Source organism: Nitrospira sp. MA-1, from assembly GCA_032139905.1.
Classification (GTDB): Bacteria; Nitrospirota; Nitrospiria; order Nitrospirales; family UBA8639; genus Nitrospira_E.
The window spans coordinates 1,093,676-1,109,727 of record JAQJDB010000006.1 but is presented as its reverse complement, the minus strand read 5'-3'; the positions used below and the strand labels follow the sequence as shown (position 1 = coordinate 1,109,727).

At 50.1% G+C, this 16,052-nt stretch carries 15 protein-coding genes; 10 read left to right on the top strand and 5 right to left on the bottom strand.

Annotated features, from left to right (window positions below; translation table 11 throughout):
* Positions 1–4: 4 nt before the first annotated feature.
* The 4 genes from PJI16_12165 to PJI16_12150 all read left to right on the top strand — a co-directional run bounded on the left by PJI16_12165 (position 5) and on the right by PJI16_12150 (position 4,179).
* Positions 5–1,276: an NAD(P)/FAD-dependent oxidoreductase gene (locus PJI16_12165; GenBank protein ID MDT3778313.1), complete on the top strand. Its 1,272-nt coding sequence runs from the start codon at positions 5–7 to the stop codon at positions 1,274–1,276.
* Positions 1,276–2,061 carry a methyltransferase domain-containing protein gene (locus tag PJI16_12160; GenBank protein ID MDT3778312.1) on the top strand — a complete coding sequence of 262 codons (786 nt, stop codon included), beginning with the start codon at positions 1,276–1,278 and terminating at the stop codon, positions 2,059–2,061. The genes PJI16_12165 and PJI16_12160 overlap by 1 nt, the downstream gene beginning before the upstream one ends.
* Before the next feature lie 399 nt (positions 2,062–2,460).
* Positions 2,461–2,919 carry a response regulator gene (locus tag PJI16_12155; protein ID MDT3778311.1) on the top strand — a complete coding sequence of 153 codons (459 nt, stop codon included), beginning with the start codon at positions 2,461–2,463 and terminating at the stop codon, positions 2,917–2,919.
* A gap of 183 nt (positions 2,920–3,102) precedes the next feature.
* Positions 3,103–4,179, top strand: coding sequence for a mechanosensitive ion channel (locus PJI16_12150; protein ID MDT3778310.1), 1,077 nt, complete (start codon positions 3,103–3,105; stop codon positions 4,177–4,179).
* Positions 4,180–4,253: 74 nt separating this feature from the next.
* Here PJI16_12150 and PJI16_12145 read toward each other — a convergent pair whose 3' ends face one another.
* Positions 4,254–4,667, bottom strand: coding sequence for a CBS domain-containing protein (locus tag PJI16_12145; protein ID MDT3778309.1), 414 nt, complete (start codon positions 4,665–4,667; stop codon positions 4,254–4,256).
* Between the two features lie 126 nt (positions 4,668–4,793).
* Positions 4,794–5,597 carry an iron-containing redox enzyme family protein gene (locus PJI16_12140; protein ID MDT3778308.1) on the bottom strand — a complete coding sequence of 268 codons (804 nt, stop codon included), beginning with the start codon at positions 5,595–5,597 and terminating at the stop codon, positions 4,794–4,796.
* A gap of 767 nt (positions 5,598–6,364) precedes the next feature.
* On the opposite strand from PJI16_12140, the gene PJI16_12135 reads away from it, so the two are divergent.
* Positions 6,365–6,676, top strand: a complete 312-nt coding sequence (locus PJI16_12135) for a hypothetical protein (GenBank protein MDT3778307.1) — start codon at positions 6,365–6,367, stop codon at positions 6,674–6,676.
* An 83-nt stretch (positions 6,677–6,759) separates the two neighbouring features.
* On the opposite strand, the gene PJI16_12130 is transcribed toward PJI16_12135, so the two are convergent.
* On the bottom strand, positions 6,760–6,897 hold the full coding sequence (locus tag PJI16_12130) for a hypothetical protein (protein ID MDT3778306.1): 138 nt from the start codon (positions 6,895–6,897) through the stop codon (positions 6,760–6,762).
* 736 nt (positions 6,898–7,633) lie between these two features.
* On the opposite strand from PJI16_12130, the gene PJI16_12125 reads away from it, so the two are divergent.
* Together PJI16_12125 and PJI16_12120 are read left to right on the top strand one after the other, a co-directional pair.
* On the top strand, positions 7,634–8,251 hold the full coding sequence (locus PJI16_12125; GenBank protein MDT3778305.1) for a hypothetical protein: 618 nt from the start codon (positions 7,634–7,636) through the stop codon (positions 8,249–8,251).
* A gap of 3 nt (positions 8,252–8,254) precedes the next feature.
* Entirely contained in the window at positions 8,255–9,463 is a 1,209-nt protein-coding gene (locus tag PJI16_12120) for a L,D-transpeptidase (GenBank protein ID MDT3778304.1), read from the top strand.
* Positions 9,464–9,483: 20 nt separating this feature from the next.
* On the opposite strand, the gene PJI16_12115 is transcribed toward PJI16_12120, so the two are convergent.
* Complete coding sequence (locus PJI16_12115) at positions 9,484–9,975, bottom strand: hypothetical protein (protein MDT3778303.1); 492 nt, start codon at positions 9,973–9,975, stop codon at positions 9,484–9,486.
* A 115-nt stretch (positions 9,976–10,090) separates the two neighbouring features.
* Between PJI16_12115 and PJI16_12110 the strand changes: the two genes are divergently transcribed.
* A complete protein-coding gene (locus tag PJI16_12110) occupies positions 10,091–12,058 on the top strand; it encodes a S8 family serine peptidase (protein MDT3778302.1) in 1,968 nt (655 codons plus the stop codon).
* Between the two features lie 456 nt (positions 12,059–12,514).
* Positions 12,515–13,081 (top strand): TIGR00645 family protein, encoded by a 567-nt coding sequence (locus PJI16_12105; GenBank protein MDT3778301.1) that lies wholly within the window; start codon positions 12,515–12,517, stop codon positions 13,079–13,081.
* A gap of 3 nt (positions 13,082–13,084) precedes the next feature.
* On the opposite strand, the gene PJI16_12100 is transcribed toward PJI16_12105, so the two are convergent.
* Entirely contained in the window at positions 13,085–14,536 is a 1,452-nt protein-coding gene (locus PJI16_12100; GenBank protein MDT3778300.1) for an amino acid permease, read from the bottom strand.
* Positions 14,537–14,971: 435 nt separating this feature from the next.
* Between PJI16_12100 and PJI16_12095 the strand changes: the two genes are divergently transcribed.
* Positions 14,972–15,751 (top strand): YkgJ family cysteine cluster protein, encoded by a 780-nt coding sequence (locus tag PJI16_12095; GenBank protein ID MDT3778299.1) that lies wholly within the window; start codon positions 14,972–14,974, stop codon positions 15,749–15,751.
* Positions 15,752–16,052: the final 301 nt, after the last annotated feature.

Sequence of the window (16,052 nt, the reverse complement as noted above, 5' to 3'; positions counted from 1 at the left end):
GCCTATGCCTTCAAATATCGACATCGCCATCATCGGCGCTGGAGCAGCAGGGCTGGCAGCCGCCATTTTTGCTGCGGAGACAAACCCCAATCTTTCTATCGCTCTTTTGGACGGCGCCAAAACCCTCGGGGCCAAAATCCTCGTCTCCGGTGGGGGACGATGTAATGTCACCAATCAACGTGTCACCGCTTCCGACTTTCACGGGAACAGAAAGTTGATTGAACGCATTCTTCGACGCTTCGACGAACAGGCCACCGTTCGATGGTTTGACTCTTTGGGGGTCCCATTACAGACCGAAGCCACCGGCAAACTATTTCCCAAAAGCAACAAAGCCCGAACAGTCCTCGATGGGCTTCTCAGGCGGTGCGAGGCACTGAACGTTTCTCTTTTGACTCACCACCTCGTTCGGGACCTGACCAGGGCAGGAGGGGAATTCTTGATCCAACATTCCCATGGAACGCTTCGGACCAAACGAGCCATTCTCGCGACGGGTGGCCGGTCCCTCCCCAAAACCGGATCCGATGGATCGGGTTGGGGATTGGCCCAACAGTTGGGACATACGGTCACCGCCACCTATCCTGCCCTGGTGCCTTTACTCCTTGAGCCCTCGTTTTTTCATGCAAAGCTATCAGGCATTTCCCATGACGTAACACTCACGACTACGGTAGCCGGAAAAACCATCGATCGTCGCACCGGCAGCTTGTTGTGGACACATTTCGGCATCAGTGGACCGGTGGTTTTGGATACCAGCCGGGTTTGGGTTCGCGCAGCCGCGCAAGGAGAGGATGTCCGTCTTCATCTCGATTGCTTCCCTCAACCCTCCAACCAAGATGTGGAGAAATGGCTGATTCAGGCAGCTTCCCTGGCCGGACGAAAACTCGTCCCCACACTACTAGCGGAACGGTTACCAACGCGTGTAGCCACTATGCTGGCGGATATCCAACAACCTGCTCTTTCTGACACTCCGGTTAATCTCCTATCCAAGGAGGCTCGCCGGAATCTGGTCCAGACACTCACGAACCTTGGCCTTCCCATCATCGGATCACGTGGATGGAACTTTGCCGAAGTCACGGCCGGAGGAGTCCCTCTTGAAGAAATATCCCCTCATTCCATGGGCTCCCGACACATGCCAGGGCTCTATGTGATTGGAGAAATGTTGGACTGCGATGGCCGCATCGGCGGGTTTAACTTTCAATGGGCCTGGGCGACAGGGTATGTGACCGGATGCCATGCGGCCTTGGATATCATGAAACAACCGACAGGAGAGGAACGGTGATGAGTCAGTATATTTTCGACAACAAATCTGAAGACCGTGAATATCGACGGTTACAATTGGTTGAAGCCGCAAACGATCCGACGACCATCAGGCTATTGGAAGAAACGGGAATTCAACCGGGGTGGCATTGTCTGGAGCTTGGGGCAGGGGCAGGATCCATTTTGCGGTGGATGGGAAATCAAATTGGACCGACGGGACTAGCTGTGGGTGTCGACCAGAAAATCACCTATCTTCACCATGAGGTTGCTCCCCATGTTCAAATTTACCAAGGATCCTTTCTTAATGTTCAATTAGAACAATCTTTTGATCTCCTTCATTGCCGGTATGTCCTGATTCATAATCAAGAAGCGGGAGCCATTCTGAAAAAATTGTTTTCTCTCCTTAAACCAGGAGGCTGGGCGATATTCGAAGAACCGGACTTCACCTCGGCAACATTGCCCGACCAGAAGCAAGAGACGCCGCAAGGAAGAGTGAACCGAGCCATTTGCCAGATGTTCATCAATGTCGGATTAGATCCGGCCTATGCTCTCCGGCTTCCGCACACACTGCAAGAATCAGGATTTCATATCGTCAGGGTTCAATCTCTCATGCATCTGTGTCCGGGAAATTCGCCAATGGCCAAAGTAATGGCGGAATCGGCTCTGGTCCTCGAACAGGAATATTTAAAGACCGGGTTATGCTCACCCGAGGACATTCAACAGTACGTCAAACTCTCACAAAACTCCACCCATTGGGGCTTGTACCATTCCACCACCTCCGTGATTGCCCGCAAGCTTACAATGTGACTCCACCCAATTTCCCTCTTCAAGCCATATCACAACGAACTCAAAAATTTGGAGAATCTATTTTCACATCTTCAATGAGCTCATTTTTCCTCCGGCTTCTCAGGTCGCTCCATTCAATCAAAATGCCTACGATGGGTACGAGGTGAATCTTCGGTATACATCTCCTTTGAACCTTTCTCCTCCTGTTCATAAAAAATCCAAACAGCCTTCCCATGTTTCCTATTAATTTTCAGGGCTGTTATCCAAAACAAGGCCACATTCCCATATCAGGCCAACAGGGCACACTCGTTGCAAGATACTGATGGTTATTCATGCTTCATACTATACGGAAGAGTTCAGCTGGGTTTTTGGGGGAGAGATTTCATTCAACTTCATACGAGGCTTCAAGGAGGATTCGCAATGAACACGAATTATGTACCGGGCACCACTCAACGAACGGCAGGAATGTTTTCCGGCCAAAACTATCGTGGCGGAGTATTGGTCGCCGATGATGAAGCCGCCATTCGAAAAGTGGTTCGAATGGCCTTGGAAAAGGACGGCTATTACGTGGCGGAGGCGGAAGACGGCGCGCAAGCTATCCACATCCTCAACGAAGGAGAGAATCCGATGATCATTGATGTCGTTATTACGGATATTCGGATGCCCAATATCAATGGCATAGAAGCCATAAAATATTTTCAACGTGCATACCCCAGCGTGCCGTTGATCGTCCTAACCGGGTTTCCCGATATCGATCTGGCCACGCAACTCATGAAACAAGGCATAACCGATTATTTGGTCAAACCGGTGGATCGGAAAAAATTAACCGCCGCCGTGGCCGATGCCATAGCCTCACGACAACTCAACTGGTTTGCTTAAGATTGTACTTTCTGTATTTTTGGTGGGCTCCAGGAAAAGACTCCCACTCGCTTCCCTGAACGGAGAGGGGAATTCGAGGAGGAGTCCTTTTGGCCTACCCTCCTCCTACTTATTCAATTGCTCTTTTAGCTTTATCCTACCCCTGAATTCGGGCATAATGTGGTATTATCTGTTCTGAACATTATGACGCTCCTTGACCACTTTTTTGCCGCTCTCCCGATCTTTCTCCCAATTTTATTCGTCTTCGCACTGGTCAGCTCAGGTTTATGGTTTGCTCATTGGTTTTTCTTTCGCCGCAATGGGGGACTGAAGGAGGAAGATCGTTTTTCAGCCCGTGTGGGAATGTTGTTGCTGGTGGGGATCGGGATTGTGCTCATTCTTCTGGCCCTGCCTCTCGACAGAGAAACGCACAAAGAGCTTTTCCAACTACTGGCCCTGTTGATCACAGCAGTCATTACTCTTTCTTCTACCACCTTCGTCTCGAATGCCCTGGCAGGCTTTATGTTGCGGGGCATGCAAAGTTTTCGATTGGGTGATTTTCTTCGCGTGGAAAATCAATTCGGCCGGGTCACAGAACGGGGCTTGTTTCACACGGAAATACAAACAGAAGAACGCGACCTCACGACTCTTCCCAACTTATTCTTAGTTTCTCACCCGATTACAGTACTCCGCTCCTCAGGCACGATTGTTTCCGCCACAGTATCGTTAGGTTATGATATTTCCCACAAGACCATTGAAAAACTGCTAGCCGAATCGGCTCTTGCGGCCAATCTCAAAGACCCGTTCGTCCACATCATGGAACTCGGCGATTATTCCGTAACCTATCGGGTGTCGGGGTTTTTAGTGGAGGTCAAGCAACTTCTTAGTGCACGGTCAAATCTTCGCGCGAAAATGCTCACCACGTTACATAATGCCGGAATCGAAATTGTCTCTCCCGTCGTCATGAATCAACGCAAGCTAGAGGATGGCATTCGAGTCTTGCCACCCCAATCCCCAGATTTGCCGCATGGAGAAGAAAACGCCGGGGAGAGTAATCCTGAATCACTGATCTTTGACAAAGCCGACGCCATGGCACAGATAGAGGGGTTAAAAGAGCAGCGTGAAGCGATTCGAGAGGAAATTGCTGTCTTGGAGGGTCAAGCCAAATCAAAAAAAGAACACATCGGCCCCTGGATAGAGCAACGGATTACGCGGATTCGTCAGGAAGAAGAACGTCTGACCCTTCTGATTCAACAAGCCGAGGCAGAAAAAATTGAGTAAGCTCACCAGAAATGTCTCATCACCAGCAATCATTTTAGTGATTCAATACCTTCCCTCCTCAGCTATAGCCAGGTTCACTTATCCTCTTCAGATGTTTTAAGTTCCTTCGCTACTGTTTTAAAGTAGGCCAAAAGATCTCGCACAGATATAATTCCAACGATTTCTCCATTTTCTCCGGTGACAGCCAAGTGACGAATTTTTCGATCGGCCATAAGATCCCGGGCATAATGAACAGACATATTCCGGTCTACGGTTATGATGGGGCTGGACATCAGTTCCTTCACCTTCAAGCGTTCAATCTGGGCAGGTTGTTCAGCTACCGCACGCACTACATCCGTTTCGGTCACAATTCCGGAAAATTCAGACTCCTGCTTCACCAACATGGAACCAATCCGCCTCATATACATGTGTGTAGCCGCTTCCTGAATGCTGGCATCTTCAGTCACAAAACTCAGATTCCGTGTCATGAATTGCCCAATTGTGGCCATGTCTCTTCCCTCCTACTTCAAAATTGGAAAAGTCTATTGTGGAGGAAATGCCCGAAAAGATCCAGATGAAAAACGTTTTCGTGTTCTATCGATCTTCAAATATAACAAGGAAAAGGGCTCATCGTATTAGCGGTTTTCACTCTCGTTTTTCTTTAATCCACAAGCACGGGCAACTCCATCTCGATAGCGAAGCCAAAGGTCCAATGTTTTTTTCATCGCGGCCAGAATTTTCTCTTGATGGGAACGAGTGCCGGCATAGCGGACCACTATCCCATAGGCATCATGACGATGACCGGTCTCAACCATTTGATGCGCTCGAATGAGATCCATGGCTTGGGGCGATACCCCCTGATGCTTGACCAATGGATGATGTTTAATTTTTTCATGAATCTGCCGGGGAGTTTTTGATTTGACCGTGTGGAGCAGTTCCTGACGATCATTGACGCTGCCTTCGACAAAAATCGTCAAAACGGCTGCGCCTAAGACCCAATCCGAACTATTAGAAATCCGCTCCAACCATGACCGATACCGCCGTGTAGCAGGCAACAACTGAATCTTCTCAAATTCGCGTGGGCGAAACCCTAATCCCTCCATCATTCTCATAAAGAGTTCTGGATGTGAAGTCCCCAATGAAAGCATCCCGGTATCTTCCTCATAAATATTTTCGGCTAACATTTTTCGGACTTCTAACGGAGGATTTTGCCCATGAATGCGGGCCAGGAATACCGGGAAGTCCCGAACATATGACATATACTCCTGCTGGAAATGAATTTTGAGCTGCTGTTTAGACATGGATGGCCCGACAAACTGTGGCCAGGCCCAATGATGTTTCCGAGCCATAATATCCAGCAATTGCATGCGGAATTGTGCTGAAGATAATTTTTTAATAGGGATACCCTCTTTCTGGCAAAAGGTTTTGGGATTTGTCATTCAATCAATATCCAAGCTGAATTCAACGATTTGACAACCAATTGGATTTCAAGCGGCTTTCTAAAGTCTTTGATTTTTTTGAAAATTGAAAACCACAAATTCAACTATTGGAAGATGATATCTGTTTCGTATGGAAAGCTGGCCCAAACATTCAAATGAGCAGAATGAGTCAATTTCGCCATTTATCCTTGCGAAACAGGAGGATTGCCGAGAAAACACACGCATGCGTTCCAGCACCAAAACCAATAATAACAGCTAAAACCCTATTATATTCAATATCATTATCCACATCATTCTTTCTTCTTCATAACATGAATTCAAAGCCATCCCAAAATAGAAATCGCTTAAAAGCAATCAAATTCTCAAATTTTCAGCAAGGTACTCGGAATGTGAGGCATTCCACAGCATGTCCCAATCTGCCTCAAAATTAAAGAGCTCGTGAATACGAGGTTTTGTCGAAAATTTTTCCCACGTTCTTGTCGCTTGATGGCAGATGTAATCACACTTCTACTGATGCTTAACAAGAAATGAATCGTGTTGTACTCATTGTAAAAAACATTGCCCGCATTCACCCATCTCAGAAATCTGGCATAAATCTGCTGAGTACTTAACAGGAAAATTCCATTGAATATTCAAGGCCTTACGCGTCAAATCCTCACCAAGATTGAATGTGGCAACCCATTTGCTTTTGCCTAACAAAGCAACGGGCAATCGAATTCATCAATTCATTGAAAGTGTAAGTTTTCACCACACGGAGGGTTCAACAAATGATGTATGTAGATAGCCGGTACATAAGCATGGCTCGCAAAAGCGAATTATTACAACATGAGCACGCCATGAACCAATTACGAAGACAGGTGGCGCAACTTTCAAAAGCGGTGGCTTGGGAATTGGAACAGCACCAGTCCCATCTCAATGAACTTCAACGGGTGGAAGATACCCTAACTGGTAAAAACCAGCCTACACATGCTAACCAACCGACCTTAGAATCAATTCCTTCTACTACCGGCAAATGGACTAAACTCCGAAAACACAACCACCGGTCTTCTCAAAATCTTGTAGCGCAACTAGTCGGATAGGTTTCCCCGTTCGAGGTTCATCACGTGACCCACGGAATCTCCGTGGGTCATCTCTTATCAATGTACTCGCTCACACGCATCGTTTATGCCGCAAACGGCGGGAAATACACCCTCAAGGGATTGATAACCCATCGAAACATTACCGCCCGGGTGGCAGGTCCGCAATCGAGTGATTTCAGCTTCACGAGCAGTCTACCTGCCCGCATCTTTCGCTTGTTCACACCTCACCTCCACGCGTATGTCATGCCTCACTTATTAAAGACCGAATAGCCCAACCCCTCCAACCACGGAGTTGATCATTCTGGCCGTCATCGTGCTTTTAGACTGAACGTAATTTCTGTCTCCAAGCCTTTTTTTTCATTCTTACAAAGAGTTTTACGGGACAAATAAGAACTCCGATTGAATAGGGCTTGCATCGAACGGGAGTTCAACGATCCCCTTATTCAATAAATTGGATCTTCCTAAACTAATGTCACACCGATCCAAAAACTTCCATGCGTCCCAGCAAAGTCCAATTGATTTTTCATTTACTTCTCTTAGAGAAATTCAGGACAAAGTTTCTTTACCAGGACATGCTGTCCATGGGTAATCCCGCATCGTTCGATCATTTTCCTTGTTTTTCACTCAAAAGAGGTTCTTTTTTCATGTCATACTCCCCTTAGTCCTCTTTTATGGTCACAGATTCATGGCATCTTCTTTGCTCATTATATTTACTTGCAGAAAAAGCCGCTCAGGAAACAGGAAGCGAACAAAAGAACTCACGCTCCTCTTATCTAAAATGTCTTACCCAAGCATACCAGGGATAAAACAACGCCGTGCTTTTCTGATAAGTCCGTGGATTTCGTAAACGAGGGGGAGTAATTCGCCCCTTTCACGCATCGTGGGCCGGGCTCGTACAACCATAACCAAGGGGGAGAACGTGTTCTCCCTCAATTATGAAGGAGGAAATTGACAAACATGGGAATGATGATTCAATCATTTAAAACGGCGGCTCTGGCAGTGTTATTCGGCATCATGCTCGTGGCCTGTGCCGAAAAACCCATCCAGGGGACTGACTCGGCATTGCAAGCTCTTCAGGCTGCCAAGCAAGCCGGTGCGGCGGAATATGCTCCTGAATCCTTGCGTGTTGCTGAGGACGAATATCAAAAAGCGCAAGAAGAAATCGCAGTGCAGGACGATGCCTTTATGCTGACACGCAACTATGAAGTGGCAAATGCCATTTTGGTCAAGGTCGTAGCGGATGCGGAAAAAGCCAAAACCGAATCCATCGCCAGCAAGCAATTGGCGAAAACCGGTGCCGAAGGGGCCGTGGTCCTAGCCAAAACCTCATTAGAAGAAGCCAAAAATCAGTTGGCCCAAGCGCCAGCGGGCAAGGGAACCCAGGCCGACCTGCAAGCCTTACGGGGAGACCTGCAAGCAGCAGAAACCACATTGGGTGAAATTGACGCCATTATGGCCACGGAAGACTATATTGGCGTAAAGGCTAAAGCCGAATCCGTTCAAGCCTTAGCCTCCCGCGTCACTGAACAGGTCGCACAGGCTATTCAGAAGACCGGAAAACACAAGAAGGCATAACACATGCGATGGTGGGGCTCCGGCCGACAACCAGCCAAGCAACCGGCAGTTTGGCTGGCGGCTGGAGCCCTCATCATGTTTTCTTTTCTGTTTGTGGGCTGGTGGAAGGCAGATCGCCTTCCCCAAATCTTCCCACCTCACCTTGAATTGCTCGACCAACAGGTGTGGAGCCATGGCGCGGAAGCTTATTCCCTGGAACGATACCGCGCATTTCATCAAGCCATCATCGATCTCCGGATGCAATGGCGAAGAGAACAAGCGCGCTGGTGGCCGACCGCCGACACCCATACGCTTCAGGCAACCTACCAAAACCTGCTGCAAGAAGGCTCGGCCCTTCTTGAAGTCTCCAAGCACCAAAAATCCACTCGACACCAGCAACTGACAACCGCATTAGAATCTGAACGTCGGCAAGTAACCCGTTTACGGGCATTGACCGGGATATTTGATGTTCGACGAAATCTGCGCGCACTCTCCGTGACAGAAGGGTTACTGAACCAGGCCGCCTCTCGACTCGGGCAAGACCCTGACAATCACGCTCATATTCTTCTTGGACAGGCAAGAGATTCTCTTGCACCCGTTGAGGCTCATGTCATGGCCCAAATGAAACGGTATGGAACCCTCTCACAACTTGCCAAGTGGAACCTTTGGGCCACTAACACAGTGGATTGGTCTTCAAGGACAGGCGGCACGGCCATCGTGGTTATCAAAGCCTCCCGCCAACTCGTGCTCTATCGTAATGGAAAACCGCTGCGCCGTTTTTACATTGATCTCGGGTTTTCAGGACTTCAGGACAAGTTACAGGAAGGCGATGGCGCAACACCGGAGGGGCAGTTTCACATCCAGCAGAAGAAAGGACCGGGATCCACCAAATTCCATAAAGCCCTCTTACTCAATTATCCAACCAACGAGCATCGTCGACGCTTCCAGAAAGCCAAGCTCAAGGGCGGCCTGACGGCGCGACGCGGCATCGGAGGTCTCATAGAAATTCACGGACAACAACCCAATGGCAACAGTACGACGAATGGCTGCATTGCCTTATCCAATACAGACATGGATGCCGTCTTTCATCTGGCTAAAGAAGGGACTCCGGTGACCGTCGTCGGAGCCCTGCAATCAGACAATTGGGTGATGAAAGCTCTCGGCAACATCACCGACCATACCCGCCAACGCATTGCTCTCCCTACGGATTCCCTGACGGTCCGAAACCGGTAAGATTATTCGGAGAGAATCTCTTAAGGTGGTGGATTCGGTGGGGGATCATCTCGGGACCGCTGCATCCGCCGCATCAACATCTGCGGTTCAACCAGCTCAATGTGGTTGAGGTCACGCAGCTTTGCCATACCATGAAGCGCCGTGGCAATATTCCCATCACAACTCTCAAGCCATGCGGCATGAGGCGCATAGGAAAGTGATTCACGAATTAAGAACCCGCACGCCTCTAATTCTTGCCGCCGGCCCTCGACGGGGACGTGGGACTGGAAACGAATAAACACCTTGCCAGACGGCACTCCCTGCGGACCATTGGGCTCAAGACGATAGACCGGTGTCAGCGTGAGGTCGGCAGGAAACGTCGAGAGGTCAGAGACCTCACCCCGGCACACGTTGATAACCGGATCATCAAAAGAGTACAACACCGACGTAATCAAAGCGGGAGGGACCGGCCCATGAACCGCAAAGCAGTCGAACTCACGAACATAGACACGGGATACCGCTTGGGCTACCACGGTCATCCTTAGAGGAAAGTGGGAAAACGGATCGTTCAAAGGCATTCGTCATTCTACGAAGGAATGCGGAGCAAATCCAAGGATCATTGCCAATTCACACAGAAGGAGACCACCCATGCTGTCATTTCGTTATGGAGGACAAAACGGGAAATCGTTCAGGCTGAAAACCGATGAAGAGCTCGTCGTCGTGCGAACTCAGAGTCGTCGACCGTTGGAAGCTGCAGCGCAGTCGCTTAGAGCCCGGCAAGCCCTGGACGATCTTGAGCCGGTCCACCGGTTTCAACATGCCGGCGTGGAAATCTTTCGCTATCCCCAAAACGTTCGACGCGCGAGTGCGCGAGGAGCAATCCGCACCACTATTAAATCGGTAAAAGACGTGCAATTTGCCGGTCGGGTCCTGGTCGATCCTCAATCAAAAAAACCGGTGCTGTACACCGAAAATCTTTTTGTTAAATTTGACGATGACCTGGCCGAATCCACTTGTCGGAAAATCTTGAAAGCCTCCGGACTCGGAATCAAACGGGTACTGGAATATGCTCGCAATACCTTCTTTGTCGAAGCGCCGGAGGGCACAGGGCAAGAGGTATTTGCCATTGCCGAAAGTCTTTTGCGGCATAAATATGTGGAACTCTGTCACCCTGAACTTGTCAGACAAATGGGATGGCGCACCGCATTTCCACAACAATGGCACCTGAAAAAGACCACGATTGATGGAACGGTTTATGATGCCCATGCCAACGTGGAGGCCGCCTGGGCACTCAGTGAAGGAGAAAATACCACTGTCGCGATCATCGATGACGGGATGGATCTTGATCACGAAGAGTTTGCCAGTTCTGGAAAACTTCTCGCTCCTCGCGATGTGACACGCGCCACTGACGATCCTCGACCCGGTAGCCGGGATAATCATGGAACCGCCTGTGCAGGCGTCGCCACCGGCAACGGTTTTCATGGTGCCGCCGGGGTCGCTCCCAAAGCCCGATTGATGGCCATTCGCTATGTCTCCCCGTTAGGCTCACAGGCCGAGGCTGATGCATTTATCTGGGCCGCGCAACATGGTGCTGATGTCATTTCCTGTAGCTGGGGGCCTGAAGATGGCGCCTGGTGGGACCCCCGCGATCCCCTTCATCACACCCTGGTTCCCCTGCCGGATTCCACCCGACTTGCCATAGATTGGGCCGTCGCCAATGGACGCAACGGAAAAGGCTGTGTGATCACCTGGGCCGCCGGAAACGGGAACGAAAGTGTCGATAACGATGGATACGCCAGCTATGAAAAAGTGATTGGCGTGGCCGCCTGCCACGCCAAAGGGAAAAAGAGTGCCTATAGCGATTTCGGCAAGGCCATTTGGTGTACCTTTCCCAGCAACGATACCGTTCTCCCCATCCCGGGAATTTGGACCACCGATCGCTCGGCGTCAGCAGGATACAATCCCGGACAAGTGAGTCGAGGCGATGCGGCAGGCAATTATGTCAACGATTTTGGCGGCACATCAAGCGCCTGTCCCGGTGTCGCAGGAGTGGCCGCCCTCATTCTCGCTCGCAACCCCTCACTGCGCTGGGATGAGGTTAAAGATCTCCTCAAGCGCTCGTGTGATCAAATCGATCCAAGTGGGGGAAAATATGACACCAACGGCCATAGCACCTTATATGGATATGGACGGATCAATGCCAAACGCGCTGTTGAGTTGGCTGCACCAGCCATTCCGACTCCCACCACCGTTCATGCCTCCACCGCCGTCATTCCCATTCGCGATCTTCAAACTTCACGACTCTCTGTTCAAGTGGCCGAGACCACAGTACCCACCTCCGTCAAAATCGGAGTGGACATTGAACATTCCTATATCGGTGATTTAATCATAAAGGTGGTCCCGCCCAATTCAACAGGGGCCTCGCCCATTCTGCTCCACAATCGCATTGGAGGCGGGACAGACAATATCCACACTACCTACGATGTCACCACGACACCGGACCTCCTGGCATTAGCAGGCAAAAATCCAAAGGGAAAATGGTCACTCACGGTTCAGGATAAAGAGAAGCTGGATACCGGGCGCATCTTACAGTTCTCAGTGACGCTGATTTTCTAAAGGAAATAACGGGCATGGCATTTGGGAGTGTATAGGCACATTGGCCACCGTCTGACATATCGGTGGCCGACACCACCTGAAATGAAATGAGGAGTCGCCACCGAAGAACGTTTTAGAATAACTTGATCTGATTTGAGCGCTCCCAGTATATTTGACAGACAACTCACCAAGGTCAAGAAAACAATTCCATACTCTTGTTTCAATTCCTTGCTTGCCCACCTCCCGCACTGATATTGATCATTCCTCCTCACTCATAAAATTTCTTTCCTACCACCTGTAATTGATCAACGTGGAATGATGTGCGTTCCTCTCTTTTTTCACATCACATTCTGCAACATCAGTCTATCTTTCAATGATTACAAGTTATTTTTCGCATGCGTTCCCAACGCGGTCATGCTCCCAGACCGACTGGAGAGCCTTACACGTTCATTCATCATTTTTTCAAAGGAGGTTTTCATGTCCCAATCCCCGACTTCACCGGGTTCTCCCATCGATTCCACGCCGGAAGACATCCCGCATTGGATTGAACATGCATTCGAAATGGGCATCTTTGCCAGCCGGTGGATCCAAGCACCATTATATGGTGGATTGATTATCGCTGAAGTGCTCTATGCCTGGAAATTTCTGACCGAACTGTGGCACATGGTCCATGAAATTGGCACCCTCACTGAAACCGTATTTATGTTAGGAATTCTCACCCTGGTGGATATCACCATGGTGGCCAATCTGCTTACTATGGTCGTCATCGGAGGGTATGCGACCTTTGTCAGTAAAATTAGTCTGGAGAGTCATCCTGATCGACCGGATTGGCTCAGCCATATCGACCCGGGAACCATCAAAGTAAAATTAGCGGCTTCGTTGATTGGCATCTCCAGCATTCATTTACTCAAGGCCTTCGTCAACATTGCCAATGTGCCAATTGAACACATCCAATGGCAACTCATCATCCATCTGACCTTTTTAGGCTCGGCCGTGTTGTTAGCCTGGACCGATAAAATCATGACCAAGGAGAAGAACCATTAACCCCTATGGGAGTCTCGAAATATTTCCATGAGGGGCGGCCAACCGGCTGTGGCGATGGCCATAGAAGGCGTAGACCAGAAGTCCGATACATGTCCACGCCCCAAAACGAATCCAGGTAAGTAAGGGGAGAAAGAGCATAAGCCCAAAACACGATAGTGTTCCCAATACGGGTATCCAGGGCATCCAGGGAAGCCGGAACGACCGTGGATGCTCCGGTTGGGTGACACGGAGCCACAGCACGCCAAGGCAGACAAGACAAAACGCAAAAAGGGTTCCGATATTCGTCATATCAGCGGCTTCTCCAATGGGGATAAACCCAGCGAGAAGCGCGACCCCTGATCCAGTCAGGATGGTGGACAGGGACGGAGTCTGATACTTGGAATGAATCGTGGCCAGGCGAGGACTGAGAAGACCATCTCGAGACATCGCAAAGAAGATCCGGATTTGCCCGAGCATCATGACCAGTAATACGCCGGTAATCCCGGCCAAAGCCCCAACGGCAACCAGGGCTGCGCCCCACCGGTATCCTGCTCGGCTGAGGGCGTCTGCCACAGGTGCATGAACATCAATGGTTGTTACAGGGACTAACCCCGTCAGAACAGTTGCCACCAAGATATAAATAAGCGTGCAGAATGCCAAGGATATTAAGATAGCCCGAGGGATGTCCTGCTGGGGGTTTCGAGCTTCTTCGGCCGCCGTCGAGACCGCATCGAAACCCACATACGCAAAAAACACAATGGCTGCGGCTGCTCCGACCCCGGATAGCCCATTAGGAAGAAACGGGGTCCAATTCTCGGCGTTCACCCCTCCTGCTCCAACAGCCAGAAAAAAAAGAATAACGAAAAGTTTCACGACCACAATCACACCGGTGATCTGTGCACTTCGCTTGGTTCCCATCAAGAGTAGGCCCATCATCACAAGGCAGACGACTACAGCCGGAAGATTGATCAGGCCACCGCGGCCTGCTTCTGGAGCATGAGCCAGCAGATCCGGCAGTTCAATTCCCACCAACTTGAGAACATTGACAAAATACCCGGACCAGCCAATGGCCACAGCCGCACTCGCCACGCCATATTCCAGAATCAAATTCCACCCCACTAACCAGGCAATCAATTCTCCCAACGTGGCATAGGTGTAGGAATACGCGCTGCCGGCCACTGGAATCATAGAGGCAAATTCCGCATAGCAGAGCGCAGCCAGCGCGCAGACCATTCCCGAACACAAAAAGGACAGAATGATGCCGGGCCCCGCACCCGGTCGGTGGGAATTGCCGACCGTGGCCGTTCCTATTAAGACAAACACTCCGGTCCCAATAATGGCGCCAATCCCAAGCGCGACTAAATGCCACACAGTCAGATCCCGTTTTAACTTCAATTCATGGGAATCCTCGGAGCGCGGGTGGCTCAGTAAACGTTTCGTCCGAAATACTGAACGATCCATCACACGTTCAAGCATAGTGGTGGTTCGACTTTCCTTTCCAAGGTACGGTTTTTATGCCTTAAGGGGAGGACCGGTTTAGAAAAAAGAGACCTTCACTCCCTAAGCACGACCCGACTATGCTATAACTGTGCCTGATGTCAGCCCCCTGGATACGAGAAGCCCATTTGAAGCAGAAGGACTTGAATTTGAATTCGTTCTTCCTCAAGAATTAAAACTCTCAAGGTAAAAGCCCGGGTATCTTGTAAGACCCATGATTCTCTTGGAATGGCGCCATGCAGAAAATCATGCCCTCCCCGGCATGTCGGGTGAACCCAAGCCATCAGCTTTTCCTCAACATACGGGTTCTTCTACAATTCAATCTCCGGCTCCCCTCCAGTGCATGTCACGGCCGGGCAATGACGTCTATTAACGTAATCTGTTTAGTTGATTGATCTTTCATAAGATTTTCTCATGAAAACCTCCGGACCTCACGAATCGTACAACCTGGATATTCAAACCCCTGCCGGAAATCTGGCGGCGTCGGTTTCCGTACCGACTGGATTCATTCCCCTTACCGATATTCTCCCCCTCATGCGATCCCTTGGAGAACAAGCTCAACAGTTGGAAATCGACAACACCACTCAAACCGGTGACACCATTTCCTGCCAAAAAGGCTGTGCCGCCTGCTGTCGCATGATGATTCCCGTCGCCCCACCGGAGGCCTTTGCGCTCCTGTCGGTTGTCGAGGCACTCCCTTCTCCAAAAAAGGAGCGTTTGCTTGAGCGATTTCAGGCGGCTCAAGAAATCTTACGTGAGGCCGGCCTGGAGGATGGATTGCAACGATTGGCTTTTTCCGAACATCAAGGCTCCGATGAAGAACTGGAACCTCTTAATCGCGCGTACTATGCGCTTCGAATGCCCTGTCCATTTCTGGAAAACGAAATCTGCTCCATCTATGAACAGCGGCCCTCCGCCTGTCGGGAATTGCTGGTCACGTCCCCTGCGGAACTTTGCCAAGACGTGATACAGAACCCCGTCAATCTGATACCCTCCCCGTTTCGAATCGGCACGGTCCTAAGCAAACTATGGGCAGATTGTTACCAAGGCCCGATTCGCCTCATTCCCCTCCCCTTCGCCCTGGACTGGGCCAAGGCTCATGAAAGCCAAACCACCCGAACCTGGGCGGGGCCTGAACTACTGAGCCGGGCCTTAGATGCCGCCACACAATATTTACAACGCCGATCATCATAAGAGGCATTGAACTCCTTCAGTTTCCTGGACGTATTCAACGGCCTCCGTCTGTGCCGACCAGGTATCCTCCAGCGTAGGCAACAGAATGGTAAGGGCTGGTCAAGCCTCGGATGACCAGCCAGAATTTATTCCCGACCCTCCCTGGAACCCCAGGAGAAAATTTTAAAACGAACCTCCCAAGCGGGACCAGAATTTCCAGAAATTTTGGACAAGATTTCTTGCACTGGACAGGATGTCTCTTCGCATCATGTTCCTTCGCGAAATTTCATCGACTTATCCGCAAAAAATAGGGAAATTACCC